Annotated in this window: 13 protein-coding genes; 4 read left to right on the plus strand and 9 right to left on the minus strand. The window is 63.7% G+C overall.

Features of this window, described 5'->3' with window-relative positions:
* Positions 1-9: 9 nt before the first annotated feature.
* The 8 genes from M4J39_RS11850 to M4J39_RS11885 form a co-directional block, all read right to left on the minus strand.
* Positions 10-1,485, minus strand: coding sequence for a PAS domain-containing methyl-accepting chemotaxis protein (locus M4J39_RS11850; RefSeq protein ID WP_251728086.1), 1,476 nt, complete (start codon positions 1,483-1,485; stop codon positions 10-12).
* Positions 1,486-1,790: 305 nt separating this feature from the next.
* Complete coding sequence (locus M4J39_RS11855) at positions 1,791-2,873, minus strand: DUF2336 domain-containing protein (protein WP_251728088.1); 1,083 nt, start codon at positions 2,871-2,873, stop codon at positions 1,791-1,793.
* A gap of 109 nt (positions 2,874-2,982) precedes the next feature.
* Positions 2,983-3,672: an SDR family NAD(P)-dependent oxidoreductase gene (locus tag M4J39_RS11860; RefSeq protein WP_251728093.1), complete on the minus strand. Its 690-nt coding sequence runs from the start codon at positions 3,670-3,672 to the stop codon at positions 2,983-2,985.
* Between the two features lie 625 nt (positions 3,673-4,297).
* A complete protein-coding gene (locus M4J39_RS11865; RefSeq protein WP_251728095.1) occupies positions 4,298-4,582 on the minus strand; it encodes a hypothetical protein in 285 nt (94 codons plus the stop codon).
* 3 nt (positions 4,583-4,585) lie between these two features.
* The gene (tam, locus tag M4J39_RS11870) at positions 4,586-5,350 is read right to left on the minus strand and encodes a trans-aconitate 2-methyltransferase (protein WP_251728097.1); all 765 of its coding nucleotides are present in this window, start codon (positions 5,348-5,350) and stop codon (positions 4,586-4,588) included.
* A gap of 248 nt (positions 5,351-5,598) precedes the next feature.
* Entirely contained in the window at positions 5,599-6,864 is a 1,266-nt protein-coding gene (locus M4J39_RS11875; RefSeq protein WP_251728099.1) for an MFS transporter, read from the minus strand.
* A gap of 2 nt (positions 6,865-6,866) precedes the next feature.
* Entirely contained in the window at positions 6,867-7,250 is a 384-nt protein-coding gene (locus M4J39_RS11880; RefSeq protein ID WP_251728100.1) for a hypothetical protein, read from the minus strand.
* Between the two features lies 1 nt (position 7,251).
* A complete protein-coding gene (locus M4J39_RS11885; protein ID WP_251728102.1) occupies positions 7,252-9,564 on the minus strand; it encodes a TonB-dependent receptor in 2,313 nt (770 codons plus the stop codon).
* On the opposite strand from M4J39_RS11885, the gene M4J39_RS11890 reads away from it, so the two are divergent.
* The gene (locus M4J39_RS11890; protein WP_251728103.1) at positions 9,509-10,612 is read left to right on the plus strand and encodes an AraC family transcriptional regulator; all 1,104 of its coding nucleotides are present in this window, start codon (positions 9,509-9,511) and stop codon (positions 10,610-10,612) included. The two genes, M4J39_RS11885 and M4J39_RS11890, sit on opposite strands and share 56 nt — an antisense overlap.
* 256 nt (positions 10,613-10,868) lie before the next feature.
* Here M4J39_RS11890 and ettA read toward each other — a convergent pair whose 3' ends face one another.
* A complete protein-coding gene (gene ettA / locus M4J39_RS11895) occupies positions 10,869-12,524 on the minus strand; it encodes an energy-dependent translational throttle protein EttA (protein ID WP_251728105.1) in 1,656 nt (551 codons plus the stop codon).
* Between the two features lie 388 nt (positions 12,525-12,912).
* On the opposite strand from ettA, the gene M4J39_RS11900 reads away from it, so the two are divergent.
* The 3 genes from M4J39_RS11900 (at position 12,913) to M4J39_RS11910 (ending at position 13,963) form a co-directional block, all read left to right on the plus strand.
* Positions 12,913-13,122 (plus strand): cold-shock protein, encoded by a 210-nt coding sequence (locus tag M4J39_RS11900; RefSeq protein WP_251728107.1) that lies wholly within the window; start codon positions 12,913-12,915, stop codon positions 13,120-13,122.
* A 108-nt stretch (positions 13,123-13,230) separates the two neighbouring features.
* The gene (locus M4J39_RS11905) at positions 13,231-13,470 is read left to right on the plus strand and encodes a hypothetical protein (RefSeq protein ID WP_251728109.1); all 240 of its coding nucleotides are present in this window, start codon (positions 13,231-13,233) and stop codon (positions 13,468-13,470) included.
* 109 nt (positions 13,471-13,579) lie between these two features.
* On the plus strand, positions 13,580-13,963 hold the full coding sequence (locus tag M4J39_RS11910; RefSeq protein ID WP_251728110.1) for a DUF6481 family protein: 384 nt from the start codon (positions 13,580-13,582) through the stop codon (positions 13,961-13,963).
* Positions 13,964-14,066: the final 103 nt, after the last annotated feature.

Genomic DNA, 14,066 nt, shown 5'->3' on the forward strand with positions numbered 1-14,066 from the left:
AGCCGGCCATCAGGCGATGGCGAGGGCTGCCTGCTGGAGGGTTTCGGTGGCAGTGTGGATGCTGCGCACCGAGCGGCTGATTTCGCCCAGCGTGCCGACGATGCTTTCGACGCCGTTGGCCGCCGTCCGCATGTTGCCCGACATCTCCTGCGTCACCGCCGCCTGCTGTTCGACCGCCGTGGCGATCGACGAGGACACGCCATTGATCTGGGTGATGATCGAGGAGATGTCGGAGATGGTCGACACCGCCTCGGCGGTGATCGAGTGCACGCCCGCGACTTCGGCCGCGATCTCCTCGGTGGCCTTCGAGGTCTGGGCGGCCAGCTGCTTCACTTCTTGCGCGACGACGGCGAAGCCCTTGCCCATCTCGCCGGCCCGCGCCGCCTCGATGGTGGCATTGAGCGCCAGAAGGTTGGTCTGGCCGGCGATGGCGTTGATCAGCTCGACCACCTGGTCGATCTTCTGGGCCGCCGCCGCGAGGCCGGACACCACACGGTTGGCGGCCTCCGCCTGCGTCACGGCCTGCTCGGACACCGACAGCGCCACCCCGACCTGCTGGCTGATCTTCGTCACCGATGTCGCCAGCTCCTCCGCCCCGGCGGCGACCGCCTGGACGTTGGACGCCGTGACCCCGGCGACGCCGCTGGCCGTTTCGGCCGCCACGTCGGAGCGCGCCACCATGCCCGCCACCTCGTCGAGGTCGCGGGTGATGTCGGACTGCGTCGCCTGACGCGCCTTGCGCTCGACCACGACGCGGGTCACGTCGGTGGCTAACTTGGTCACCTTGAACAGCCGGCCGCCCATGTCGAAGATCGGATTGTAGGTTGCCTGGATGTAGACGTCCTTGCCGGTCTTGCCGATGCGGCGCAACTCGCCGGACTTGAACTGCCCGGCCCTGAGGTCGTTCCAGAAGGCGCGATACTCAGGCGTGTCGCGCTCCTCGGGGGCAACGAACATCGAATGATGCCGACCGATCACCTCGTCGCGCCGATAGCCCAGCGCTTGCAGGAAGTTGTCGTTGGCGTCGATCACCGTTCCGTCCGGCTTGAAGGAAATCACCGCCTGGGCGCGGTTGATGGCGGTGACCTGTCCGCGAACGTCGGCGTCGTCGAGCTTGCGGGCGGTGACGTCGGAGGCGAACTTGACGACGCGCACCACCTTGCCCGACCGGTCGAGAATGGGGTTGTAGGTCGCCTGGATCCAGATCTCCCGCCCCCCTTTCGCCAGGCGCTTGAACTCGGCAGCCTGAAATTCGCCGGCGGCAAGGGCGCGCCAGAAGGCGGCATAGGCCTCGGTCTTCGCGTCCTCCGGGTCGACGAACATCGAGTGATGCCGGCCGACGATCTCCTCCAGCCGATAACCGACGACGTTGAGGAAGTTGGTGTTGGCCGTGATGATCTTGCCGTCCGGCTCGAGTTCGATCACGGCCAGAGATCGGTCGAGCGCCTCAAGCACCGCTGAAGATTGATGGCGAAACGGCCACATTGGATTGAGTCTCCGAGAGCACCGCGTTCATGGTACTGCGAATCGGCGCCGGACCCAGGTTCTGCGTCTCTTCTTGGCTTTTTGCTACAATAGATTCCTTAACCCGAAGTGTTTCGGCATCCGGGATCGAAACTTGTTTGGACACGGTTGCCGAATTTCTTACGAGTTGTCAGTTTTCGCAAGGGTATGAAGCCCTAGGAAACGATCTTCTTGTTCGGTCAACTCCGCCCGCAAAAGCATCGGCGGCCCAACCGGACAACCGGATGGACCGCCGCTTTCGAGTGCCGGATCTCGGCAGTGTTCGTTCAGCCGATGCTGCGCACGCCGCGCGAGGCGGTGATGCGGGCGCGGGCGACGCGCGGATCGATCTGCTGGAACTGGGTGAGCGCGTCGTTACGCTGCCAGTTGTCGAGCCGGTGCTTCCACGGGCCGCACTTCAGCATTTCCTGCACGGTGGCGAAGCGCAGGCCGAGCGCGCGGGCCATGACCACGAAGGGCTCGGTGTCGACGCGCACCAGCCAGTGCTTGGCTTCCTCGATGTCGAGGTCGGTGAGCAGCGCGAAGGTGGCGACCACGTCGGCGAAGCGATCCTCCACGGCATACTGGCAGAGCAGTTCCTCGGAGACGATGCGCTCGCCGCCCTGCTGGCGGATGCGCTCCCAGGCCGACTCGAAATCGTAGAGGCCGAGCCAGTAGGAGTTGGACAGCCGCGCCTCGGCAAGGCGCGCCGCTTCGGCGAGATTGGCTTCGAGATCGTCGTTCTTCTCGCCCATCACCGTCGAGCGCACCTGATCGACGGCCTTGCCGATCACCTGCGAGATGATGGCGTCCGGCGTGTCAGGGCGGCGGCCGAGGATCTCGGCGGTGCGAGAATCGGACAGCGCCTGCTGCACGATGCAGGCCAGCGCAATCTCGCTGAGGCGGGCGCCGTAGTTGCCGGCGACGAGGCGACGGACTTCGACGTCGCCGCGGCTGACGACGATATCGGCCACCCGTTCGCTGAGGACCGAGCGCTGGGCGATCGCCTTCAGGTGATCGGGTCCCTTCTCCTCGGCGATGGCGACGAGATCATGATCGTTGAGCACGGGCGACTGCTTGAGCACCGGCGAGGCCACGGCGGCCTCGTCGTCCCGAGCAAAGGTGCGGACGGCCCGTTCCGGCGCCCGGCGCAACGGGGCGATCTTCTCGGCGGCAAAGATGCGCGCCTCGATCTCCACCATTTCCGACAGGCGGGTAATGACGTCGTCGTAGATTTCGATCTGCTCGAGCGTGCAGCGTTCGGACGTAAAGGCGAACAGCGACGAGACACCCTTGAGCAATTCGTTCTTGCGATCCGGAGATGGATCGAGCGCGAGACTCTTGAAGTCGACCAAATTCGTTTCGAGCATTCCGGCACCACCCACAGAAAGCGTAAAGGGCAAAATAAAGCCTACAAATGGATATCGCTTTCACGAAATGCCTAGAATTTTATGGAAATGCGGCAGGCCGAAAAACCGCTCACTCCTCGGCCGAACCGCCATCGAAGCCGAAGAACTGTCCGGTGGTCTCCAGCGTCAGCGCGTCGATCACGCCGACGATGCCGCGCGCGCTTTCGGCAAGGCTGACCTCGGCCTCCCCGCCATCCGGTCCCGGGCCGACCGCGCCTGGGTGGATCAGCGCCACCGCCACGCCGGACGGCTTGAGATCGTGGGCGAGCGACTGCATCACCTTCACCACGGCCGCCTTGGCCGCCTGCCGCGCATCCTCATCGAGCAGGTCGAGGCTGCGCACGTCGCCGATCGGCAGGATGGTGGCGATCTTGCCGCCGCGCGTCATGTTGGACAGCGCCGCCTGCGCCACGAACAGCGGCCCGGTAGCGTTGACCTGCAGGGAGGCGCGCAGGGTGCCGCCGATCAGGTTGCCGGCGGGCGCATAGCCGGTTCCCATCAGCATGCCGGTGTTGTTGATGAGGATGTCGATCCGCTCCGACAGCCGCGCCGCCAGATTGACGATGGCGCTGGCCGCGCGAACGTCGAGGGCGATCAGCCTCATGTGGTCGGCGTGGTCGGCATAGAGCGACGCCAGCGCCTCCGGTATCGGTCCGGGCCGGTGGATGGCGAGCACGCGCGCCCCGCGTTGAAGATACTGGCGGACGAGCTCCAGGCCGACGCCTCGGCTTGCCCCCGTAATCAGGACCGTCGGTGTCATGGCGCCCTCCACGCAACTAACCACATCAGCCGGCGAATGTTCCCCGGCCTCCCCTAGGCCGGGTTTCCGCCGCGCGGCCACGACCGGACCGCAGCCGGATCGAGGCGGCCGGCACTATGGCCACCCGCCGATCTATGCGCATGAGTGGAAAGACTTATCGGGACATTACGATAGTGGAGAAAACGGACGCTGAGGATTCCCGGCAACGCTCCTTCACCACCTGGAGTTTAGAGAGCCGACCGAGAACGCGCAGAGGTCCGGCAGGTGCCGCCGACGCGGGATGCGAAGCGGACTTGAGGTCAGTCACAACCGAAAGCGATCGGCTCCTCCAGAGCGCTCCCGGAGCTGGCCCCAAAATTCGCTGGGGCGCGGCAGATGGCGACGGCTTCGAGAACCGGAGCGCAGCGGACTTCCAGCAACTCCAGCAAAAGTGGGAACCGGTTTTGCGTCCGGAGTTGCGTTGAGCAAACACCGGGCATTGGCGGTAAACCGCCAATGCCAAGGGTCCGTGAGCACCGGAAGCGCAGAAGACTAAGCCGAGGGCATCCGCCCGAAAAGTTGCAGACTTTTCGGGCCAAGCGGATGCCCAGAGATGCCCGCCCCAGTAGAGTTTTCGGGCTGGATCCTAGGGGGCCTGCTCTTCCCCGCCCGCATCCCACGGCCACGGGCCGTTGGCGTCCTTCAGGCGCTTGCGGGCGCCCTTCAGGATCTTGTCGAAGTTCTCGCTGAGCGGCTCGTCGAGCGCCTGTTCCAGGAGGATCAGCACGGCGTCGAGCGCCCACACCTCGGCATCGTCCTCCAGCGTTTCCTCGATGCCCTCGGCATTCTCGTCGTCGACGACGCGGGCCAGCCACTCGTGCAGCACGATGGCCTCGTCGCGGCTGATGGTGAGGGTAACGGTGTCGGCCATGGTCTACCTCTTGGCAACGATGAACAGTCGCGGAAATCTCAGGAGCACGCCGCCATCTTTCAGCGGCGGATAGGCTTCGGCCACCTTCTCGGTATAGGCGGCGAGGAAGTCGGCCCGTTCGCCCTCGCCGAGCGGATCGAGGAAGGGCTTGAGGCCGGTGGAGCGCACCCACTCCACCACCGCCGCCGCGTCGGCCAGCGGATGGTTGTAGATGCTGTGCCAGATGTCGAGCCGGCGACAGTGCGGCTTCAAGGCTTCGTAATAGGCCCGGACCGGCGGCAGCGGCGCGCGGGCCGCGTCCCTGAGCTTGTCGGTCCAGCGACCGGAGGCGGCCACCTCGGCCATCAGCGCGTGCGAGGGTTCGGCGATATTGTCGGGCATCTGCACGGCCAGCACGCCGCCGGGCGCCAGCTCGCCCATCAGGTGGACGATGAGGCCGAGATGGCCGGGCAACCACTGGAACACGGCATTGGCGAACATCAGGTCGGGCGGCGCATCCGGCTTGAAGGTGGCAGCGTCGGCCAGCCGGAACTCGACGTTCGGCAGCCGTGCCCGCGCCTTGTCGAGCATGGCCGGCGAGGTGTCGAAGCCGAGGTGCCGCGCCGCCGGAAAGCACTCCACCAGGAGTTCGGTGGAGTTGCCCGGCCCACAACCGATGTCGACCACGAAGGACGGATTGGCGAGTGGCACAGCGTTGACGAGATCGCGCGCCGGCCGCGTCCTCTCGTCCTCGAACTTCAGGTAGGTTTCAGGCGACCAGTCGGCCATGGGAGCTGCCTCCTCGCTCGGGTCGGAGCAAGCACTCTGGCTGTTCCGCCAAAATGGGAACCGGTATTGCGCCCAGAACTGCGTCATGAAAGGAGGGTGCATTCCCGGCGAGCCTGCGCTCACAGGGAAGCTCTAGACCAAAAGCCAACGACAACCAAGCCGCTCGCGTCGACTGTCGCCTCCGGAACTGCCAGCGAGGACAGACACCGCGACATCATGGGGACAACCGCGCCGGTGATGGGCCGCCATCAGCCTTTGCCGCCGACCAGACCATCCGCGGGCCGCATCCTTGACGCCAGCTTCATCAGAGCGAGTTGCCGGACCGTGAGATAGACCGCCGCCGCCGATATCACGGTGGCCGAGAAGAAAAGAGTCGGATAGCCGAGCCTATCGGTAATCATGCCCGCCACCATCGAGCCAAGCAGATAGACGATGATCTGGGCGCAACTGAGGATCGTGAAGTCGGTGCCGGGCTGCTCCCGCGAAGCGACGGCCATGAACAGGCTGTAGAGGGCGACGACCTCCATGTATCGGATCAGCGTCTGGAAACCGGCCGCGCCCAGCAGGACCCACATGCCGGTCATCTGGCCCGCCGCGTGAAGCGAGAACATCAGGAAGCAGAGGGTTCTAAGCAAACCGAGCAGCATGAGCGTGCCGCCGGTGCCGGTGCGGCGCACCAGCAGCGCCGCCACCGCCGAGCCGGCAATGCCGGCGGTGGCCGCCGATATGCCGCTGAGGTAGCCGATCCAGGACAGAGGAAGACCGGCATCGACCAGGTAGGAGCCTTCCATGGACTTCACCAGCCCCTCGCTGGCCCTGTAGGTCAGAGCGATGAACAGGACGGCGACGGCCTCTGGTCGAGCCATGAACGCACGCAATGACGGTGGGTTGCTCGCCTCGCGGGTGGCGGTCTTGTCATCCTCCGGCATGAAGGCAACAGCGCCCAGCGGCAGAGCGGAGACGGCTGCTATGACGAAGATCATCGGTCGCCAGCCGAACCAGTCGTACAACACAAGCGACAGGGTTCCGCCTATTATGACGCTGAAGGCCACCGCGCCGCCCTGGATTGCATTGCCCACGGCGCGCTCTTCCTCGCGCAGCGCGAGGGTTGCGTAGCCGTCGGTCGCGATGTCCTGGGTCGACGTGAGGATCGCCAGGGCGAAACCGATGGCAAAGACAAACCAGAAATCGGTTGGCGGATTGAAGGAGAGCGCGAGGATGCAGAGCACGGTGCCGATCTGCGTCGGGACGATCCAGCCCCGGCGGTGGCCGATCGCCATCGGTCGGACGCGGTCGACAACCGGCGCCCAGAGAAACTTGATCGTCAGCGGGATCATCAGGATCGCGAGAAGCCCGATCACCGTTCTCGACACGCCCTGCTCGCGCATGATGGGCGGAATGGCCGCGACCAGCAGGTAACCGGGTATTCCCTGCGCCAGATAGAGCCCGGCGAGGACGGCGAAAAGCCGCGACCTGATGCGCCAGGGGCGCGGTGATGCCGTATCGAGGATCATCGTCAGTCCGTCCGGTTCTGCTCGTTCAGGTGATGAAGGGCAAAGCGTAGCGCCTCGTCACGATCGTTCGTCACATGCACGGGAATCGACCAAAGCCGCTCGAAGGAGCGGCGACTGCGTTCGCTCGGTTTTTCTTTCACCAAAGCGAGCGCGCGACAGGTCACGGCGATGTGCTCGCGGGTCGCCTTAGCCCAGGCTGCCTGGCGCAACTCGCCTTCGCGGGACAAATGTCCGGGCTCCTTCAGATCGACGATCATGACAAAAGGGGCCTGAATGGACGAGATCCGGTCAAGAGCGTCGAGGTAATCTTGTTCGTCCCCCTCGCCTCGAGGGTGACAGAGACGGAGATGGACAACGCCATCTCCGCCGATCGACAGACTGATCATGTCAGAATGTAACCTTGTAGCCGACGGTTACCGTGCGCCCCTGGCCGTTGACGACGTTGTTGCGCGTCGCACTGGCCGTCGGGTTCATGTAGTCGGTATCGAGCAAGTTCTCGATGCCGATGCTGAGCTCCCCGGCGCCCACCTTCTTGCTGGCCAGCACGTTCAGCAGGACCGCGCCTTCGATCTCCGGGACGGTCTTGATCTTGTCGCGACCGGTGAAGAAGCTTACCTCGCCCCGGAGATTCAACCCGTTTTCAAAGACATAGGTACCATAGACGAGGCCGCGGAATGGCGTCGCGATTCGATTGTTCGGCAGCCACCCATCGATGCTTCCGTCGCCATCGGTGTCATACCGGCCTTCCTGGTAGGAGAGCACCGTGCCAAGGGTGAAGCGGTCCGTCATCTGCCACCAGCCGGTGGCCTCGGCGCCCCACACCTCTTCCTCGCGTTGCAGGACGCGATTGCTGGCGACGTCGTAGTTGACGCCGTTCTCCGATGTCGAAAGGAAGGCGGAAAGCGTGCCTCCGAAATCCGTCCAGTTGCCGCGCAGCCCCACCTCGTAGTTGTTCACGACCTGCGGATCGGGCGCGATGTTGGAATAGTTGACCTGGTAGTCCGGCGTCCCGGCGCCCGGGCAGGCGAGGCTGCCATAGGCGTCGCACAGTTCGGCGGACGAGTTGGCGCCCGCTCGCCGGGTGAAGCCGCCGATGTCGGTCAAGGAGAAACCCTGGGAGAAGCCGCCAAAGGCCTGAAGCTCCGGCGTCAGGTCAAATGTCGCGCCGACGTTGAAGGTCCAGTTGTCATAGTCGAACTCGCCGCCGATGACGTCAATGGCCGGATAGGCGCGATTGATGTAGTAGATCTCCGGCCGGCGGAAATCCTCGACATCAAGGAAGTACCGCTCGTAACGGGCGCCTGCCTGAATTTGAAGGGCGTCGGTGACGGGCACAAGAAATTGCGCGAATCCGGCAACGGAGTCCTGGGTCATAGGGCTGATGACGTCCCAGCCGTTGGCCAGCGTCTGGTATGTGTGATCATGCACATAATCCAGACCCCAGGTGACCGACATTCCGTCCTTCAGCATGTCGAGCGAAGTGTCTACCGACGCATTTACGCCGGTGCGCTGGCTGAAAAGGGTGCCCTGCGCGAAATCGGCCGCCGGCGATGCCGGATTTCCGGAGTAGTAGACTTGGTTGTTCACCGCCGTGTCGAAGCGAGTAAAGGGGAAGCGCTTTTCGGTGTCGTTGTGGAAGGCCTTGATCTCAAGGCCGCCGAGACTGAAATCGGTGTCGGAATAGCTCGCCGTGAAGCTGTTCGTCTTGTCGAGCACCGACAACCCGGTATAGGGGGCCGAATAATCAGGCACGGCGGGCGTGGCCAGATAGTTCGAGAACCATTCCGGATTCTGTTCGAGCAGCGACAGTTCCGCGGAGACCTCGAAGCGACGGCTTTCTATCTCATAGCCAAGGCGACCATGGACATTGCCCGTCTTGGTGCGGTCTCCGCCTCCCTGTCCTAGCATGGCATCGGAAGGAAGTTCGTTTCCGCTGCCGTCAAAGGTCTTGCGGAGCATTTCCCCGCTGCCGGAAACGAAGTAATCGAAGTCGCCGATCTTCTGCGACGCCGTGACCGAAACGCTGGGCGCCGCCGACTCTGACAGGTTTCCGGTAAACGCCTTCACCTTGGTCTCCACCGTGACCGTCGGCTTACCCTCCTCGCCTTTCTTGGTGATGAAGTTGATCGTTCCGCCTGTCGCGCCGGACCCGTAGAGACTGCTGGCTCCATTCACAACCTCGATTCTCTCGACCGTTGTGAGGTCGATCAGCGAGAGCGTGCGCGACACGTCGCGGAGCGGGGTGTTGCGCGGAACACCGTCGACCATCACGAGAATGCTGCGGCCACGAAAGGTTTCGGACGCCCCGGACATCGTCTGGTTGGCAACGGAAAAACCGGGCACAAGCTTGGAGATGATGGTCGCCGGATCACTCGTGAATCGCATTTGCTCCTGCAGCTTGTCTTCGCCGATGACAATGACGGAGCCCGGAATGCTGGCGACGGGCCGGGAACTGCGGGTTGCGGTGACGACGATCTCTTCCAGTTCGGCGACCGCCTCCCCACTGACGGCATCCTGGGAAACGGCGGGCGAAGGGGCGAGAACCGCGAAGAAGGGGAGAACAGCGAGGCAGGTGTTCGCCCTGAGGTAACGACGCATTGTGGACTCCAGACCAACGGGCTTCATTCCGACGACGCGGCTGTGGATGCGCTCGCAGAAATTGGATAAAGATGAATTTATAAGTAAGGTTATCTGGAGCATCGAGGCCCTGACTTGGTTTTGCGCGAACGTGAATGGGACAAATGCGAACGCCCCCTCGCCGAGGCGGAACTGTTGTAGAAATGTGACGGCTATCGAGATGCGTATTCAGTCGACGGAACCGATTCATTTTGACGGCGACCACCTCGGCGAGGACGAGATTCGCCGCCTCGCCCATTCGATGCTGGCCTCCGTTCTAGGGCCGGTCGAGATTACGCCTCGATCCGGGAGGTTCGGCTTCGTTCGTGGCATGGCATGCCGCGTGGCAGAGCTTCAGGTGATGACCTGCTTCATGGCTCCGGAGACGATCACCGTTGTCGGCCAAGGCGAGCCGGGAGCCGACAGCCTATTGATGCTGCGCAGCATGGAGGGGCCGCTTATTGTGCGGCAGGGTGAGCAGAGGCTGTCCGCGGCAAGCGGCGACTTCCTGCTTCTGTCAAGCGCGCTGCCTTTCGAGCTCGCGTTGCCCGAGGGAGGCCGCATCGACTGCGGACGGATGCCGATCGAGGCGTTTCCGGTGCCACGCGGCTCCATCGATCGCTTCCTGCTGAAGCCGATCCCGAAGGCGCATCCTCCCTTGCAGCTTTTGATCACGCATGGCGCCTATCTGCTGATGCGTGGAGCCCCCGGACCCGGCGAGGCCGAGTTGGTGGTCAGCCACTTCAAGCAGATACTTCCGCTGGTTCTCGAATATATCGATCGAAGCTCGGATGGAGGCAGGGCCGGTGACCGGCTGACCATGATCAAGGCGGTCATCGAGGAGTCCCTGTCGGATTCCGATCTCGACCTATCGAACCTCGCCCGCCGCCTCGGCGTAACGCCGCGTCTGGTCCAGAAGCTGTTTCAGCGCCAGGGAACGACCTTCTCACGCTATGTTCTGGAACGCCGCCTTGATCTGGCGCGCGCATCGATCAGTCGCCAGGGAGAGCAGAGGGCCATCAGCACCATCGCCTACGAGCTGGGCTTTGGAGACCTCTCCTATTTCAATCGGACGTTTCGCCGGCGGTTCGGGACGACACCCTCCAATCTGCGCGGCGCAAACTCCGTGTAAAGTCTAGAGTAAAAGCGGGAACCGGCTTTGCGTCCGGAGTTGCGTGAAAACAAAGAGACAGAGGCCTTCGATCTGACTGAAACAGATCGCGACCTCTCACGTGCGGGCTCTTCTCCTGACGCGCCGACGCCTCCCCGGGCAGGAAAATGACCTGTGTCGGCGGTCATGGCCGCGGCGGAGGGGAGACCGTCGACGTTGGCAGCCCCCTCGCCTTTCCCAACCGGGCCGCCGACATCGCCGGCGGCCCGTGATCGTATCACCGCGTCAGCGGCTTGTACTTCACCCGGTGCGGGTTGACCGCATCTGCGCCGAGGCGGCGCTTCTTGTCTTCCTCGTAGGATTCGAAGTTGCCCTCGAACCACTCCACGTGGCTGTCGCCCTCGAAGGCGAGGATGTGCGTGGCGAGGCGGTCGAGGAACATGCGATCATGCGAGATGATCACGGCGCAACCGGCGAAATCCTCCAGCGCGTCCTCAAGGGCGGCCAGGGTTTCGGTGTCGAGATCGTTGGTCGGTTCGTCGAGCAGCAGCACGTTGGAGCCCGACTTGATCATCTTGGCCATGTGCACGCGGTTGCGCTGGCCGCCGGAGAGCGAGCCCACCTTCTGCTGCTGGTCGCCGCCCTTGAAGTTGAACGACGAGCAGTAGGCGCGCGAGTTCACTTCCTTCTTGCCGAGGTAGATCACGTCGGCGCCGCCGGAGATTTCCTCCCAGACGGTCTTGTTGGGGTCGAGCGCGTCGCGGCTCTGGTCGACATAGCCGAGCTTCACCGTCTCGCCGACGGTGATCGAGCCGCTGTCGGGCGTCTCCTGGCCGGTGATCATGCGGAACAGCGTCGTCTTGCCGGCGCCGTTGGGACCGATGATGCCGACGATGCCGCCGGGCGGCAGCGAGAACGACAGATCCTCGATCAGCAGGCGATCGCCATAGCCCTTGTTGAGCCCCTCGACCTTGATGACATTGTCGCCGAGGCGCGGGCCGGGCGGAATGACGATCTGGGCGTTGGTGACCGTCTGCCGCTCCTCGTTGCGGCGCAGCAGTTCGTCATAGGACTTGATGCGCGCCTTCGACTTGGCCTGACGGGCCTTGGGGCTGGCGCCGATCCACTCGCGCTCGCGCTCCAGGGCGCGCTGCTGGGCGGCGGCCTCGCGGCCCTCCTGCTCCAGGCGCTTGGCCTTGGCGGTGAGGTAGGCCGAGTAGTTGCCCTCGTAGGGGATGCCGCGACCACGATCCAGTTCCAGAATCCAGCCGGTGACGTTGTCGAGGAAGTAGCGATCGTGGGTGACGATCAGCACGGCGCCCGGGAACTCGCGCAGATGCTTTTCCAGCCAGGCGACCGACTCGGCGTCGAGATGGTTGGTCGGCTCGTCGAGGAGCAAGAGGTCGTGGTTCTCAAGCAGCAGCTTGGCCAGCGCCACGCGGCGGCGTTCGCCGCCCGACAGCGTGGAAACGTCGGCGTCGCCCGGCGGGCAGCGCAGCGCGTCCATGGCCATCTCGACCTTGCTGTCGAGATCCCACAGGTTCTTGGCGTCGATGATGTCCTGGATCTTGGTGGCCTTCTCGGCGTTCTCGTCCGAGTAGTCCATCATCAGCGCGTTGTATTCGTCGATCAGCGCCTTGTCCTTGGCGACGCCCAGCATGACGTTGCCGAACACGTCGAGGCTCGGGTCGAGCTGCGGCTCCTGCGACAGGTAGCCGACGGTAGCGCCCTTGGCGAGCCAAGCTTCGCCGGTGAATTCCTTGTCGAGCCCGGCCATGATCTTCAGGAGCGTCGACTTGCCCGAGCCGTTGGGACCGAGAACGCCGATCTTGGCATCCGGGTAGAACTGCAAGTGGATGTTGTCGAGAACCTTCTTGCCACCACCGTAAGACTTGGTGGTGCCGTGCATGTAATAGATGAACTCGCGCGCCATGGCGTATCGACCTTCCGGTGGGCGGGTTTGCGTTTGGCCGGTGTTCTAGAGCATCCGCCCACCGAAGGGAAAGCAAAAATGCGGACGGCGGCGGCGACGCCCGCGTGATGTGAATTCGTCGCGAAAAGCGAGGTTCAGCCCGAAAAGAAGCAAGATTTATCCTTCGTAGAAAGGCCGGTTTCACGAGAAAAACATCGAGCCACAAAATAAAGGTTGACTATCTCAGCGGAAATCCTTATTCGATGGTCCATCGATCTTTTTTTGCCGAGCTTTGGTTACGACGTGCTTTGCAGTGCGTTTTGAACGAACCCTCCCTTTAAAGCATCGTTATCACCTTCCGCGACGCTCCCGCGTCGCGATCTTCAATCATGCTGCGAAAGGGTTCATCATGAACACTGGCACTGTAAAATGGTTCAACTCCACCAAGGGTTTCGGTTTCATTCAGCCTGACAACGGCGGTCCGGACGCTTTCGTCCACATCTCCGCCGTCGAGCGCGCCGGTATGCGCGACCTCGCCGAGGGCCAGAAGCTCAGCTACGACCTGGAAACCGACAAGCGCACTGGCAAGCAGTCGGCCGGCAATCTCCAGGCTGCCTGATCGGATATCTGCTCTCCCTTGACCACGGATGTACTGGCATTGCGAGAGCGGACACCAAACGAGGTCAGGCATCTTGCCTGGCCTTTTTTATTGGCACGAGGATTTCCCATGGCCGAGCAATACAGCAAGTCGCGGCAGCAGGCCGAGATCGCCTTCGGCAAGACCCAGTCGCAGTTCTTCGCGCGCGGACAGGCTTTCGAGGAGCTCGACGCGATCACCACGGCCCGCAACGAGAAGACGGCCCGCTTGCGGGAGGCCCGTCTTGCCAAGGAGGCCGAGGATAGAGCCACTCCAGCAAAAGTGGGAACCGGTTTTGCGTCTGGAGTTGCTCCAAAAACAAAGAGCTAAAGCCTGTTGGCGAACCAGAGTTCGCCAGACGGGCGCTAGCCACGCCTTGGCCGCAAAGCCGGCGCACAAGCGCGCCGGCAGATAGTCCTTTCCCAACAGGATCAGAGATTTGAAGACCATCAAGAACAAAGACCTTCACGACCGCCGCGGCAACGCCATCGAGGCCAAGGCAGCCCAGCTTCAAGCCTATCGCGCCGCCATCGCCGCCGCCGCGCCCGACCGCGAGGCCCGGCAGGCCGAACGCATCGCCATCGCCGAGGCCCGCGAGGCACGTCGCGCCGAGCGCGAGCGGGTGAAGCTCGAAGAACAGAACCGTATTGCCGCCGAGGCGGCCGAGCGTGAAGCCGCCATCGAGGCCGCTGCCCGCGCCGAAGCCGACGAGCGCGAAGCCGCCAACAAGGCCCGCATCGCCCGCGTCTTCGAAGACGAGGCCGCCCGCAAGGCCGAGCGCGACCGGCGCTACGCCGCCCGCAAGGCCCGCAAGGCCGGTTGACGAGCCGCAAGGCACGGACGGGCTGCCGGAGATCCTCCGGCGGCCCGAGCCGGACACGATCACATGAAAACGAACGGGATTGTGTCGCCGCGCCTCCGGCCGC

Source organism: Pleomorphomonas sp. NRK KF1 (genome assembly GCF_023721755.1).
Classification (GTDB): Bacteria; Pseudomonadota; Alphaproteobacteria; order Rhizobiales; family Pleomorphomonadaceae; genus Pleomorphomonas.

Coding starts and splice junctions, on each gene's coding strand:
- M4J39_RS11885 (WP_251728102.1), bottom strand. CDS start 9,564: ATGCTCCAGATAACCTTACTTATAAATTCATCTTTATCCAATTTCTGC.
- M4J39_RS11850 (WP_251728086.1), bottom strand. CDS start 1,485: ATGTGGCCGTTTCGCCATCAATCTTCAGCGGTGCTTGAGGCGCTCGAC.
- M4J39_RS11900 (WP_251728107.1), top strand. CDS start 12,913: ATGAACACTGGCACTGTAAAATGGTTCAACTCCACCAAGGGTTTCGGT.
- tam (WP_251728097.1), bottom strand. CDS start 5,350: ATGGCCGACTGGTCGCCTGAAACCTACCTGAAGTTCGAGGACGAGAGG.
- M4J39_RS11855 (WP_251728088.1), bottom strand. CDS start 2,873: ATGCTCGAAACGAATTTGGTCGACTTCAAGAGTCTCGCGCTCGATCCA.
- ettA (WP_251728105.1), bottom strand. CDS start 12,524: ATGGCGCGCGAGTTCATCTATTACATGCACGGCACCACCAAGTCTTAC.
- M4J39_RS11875 (WP_251728099.1), bottom strand. CDS start 6,864: ATGATCCTCGATACGGCATCACCGCGCCCCTGGCGCATCAGGTCGCGG.
- M4J39_RS11865 (WP_251728095.1), bottom strand. CDS start 4,582: ATGGCCGACACCGTTACCCTCACCATCAGCCGCGACGAGGCCATCGTG.
- M4J39_RS11880 (WP_251728100.1), bottom strand. CDS start 7,250: ATGATCAGTCTGTCGATCGGCGGAGATGGCGTTGTCCATCTCCGTCTC.
- M4J39_RS11905 (WP_251728109.1), top strand. CDS start 13,231: ATGGCCGAGCAATACAGCAAGTCGCGGCAGCAGGCCGAGATCGCCTTC.
- M4J39_RS11890 (WP_251728103.1), top strand. CDS start 9,509: ATGCGCTCGCAGAAATTGGATAAAGATGAATTTATAAGTAAGGTTATC.
- M4J39_RS11860 (WP_251728093.1), bottom strand. CDS start 3,672: ATGACACCGACGGTCCTGATTACGGGGGCAAGCCGAGGCGTCGGCCTG.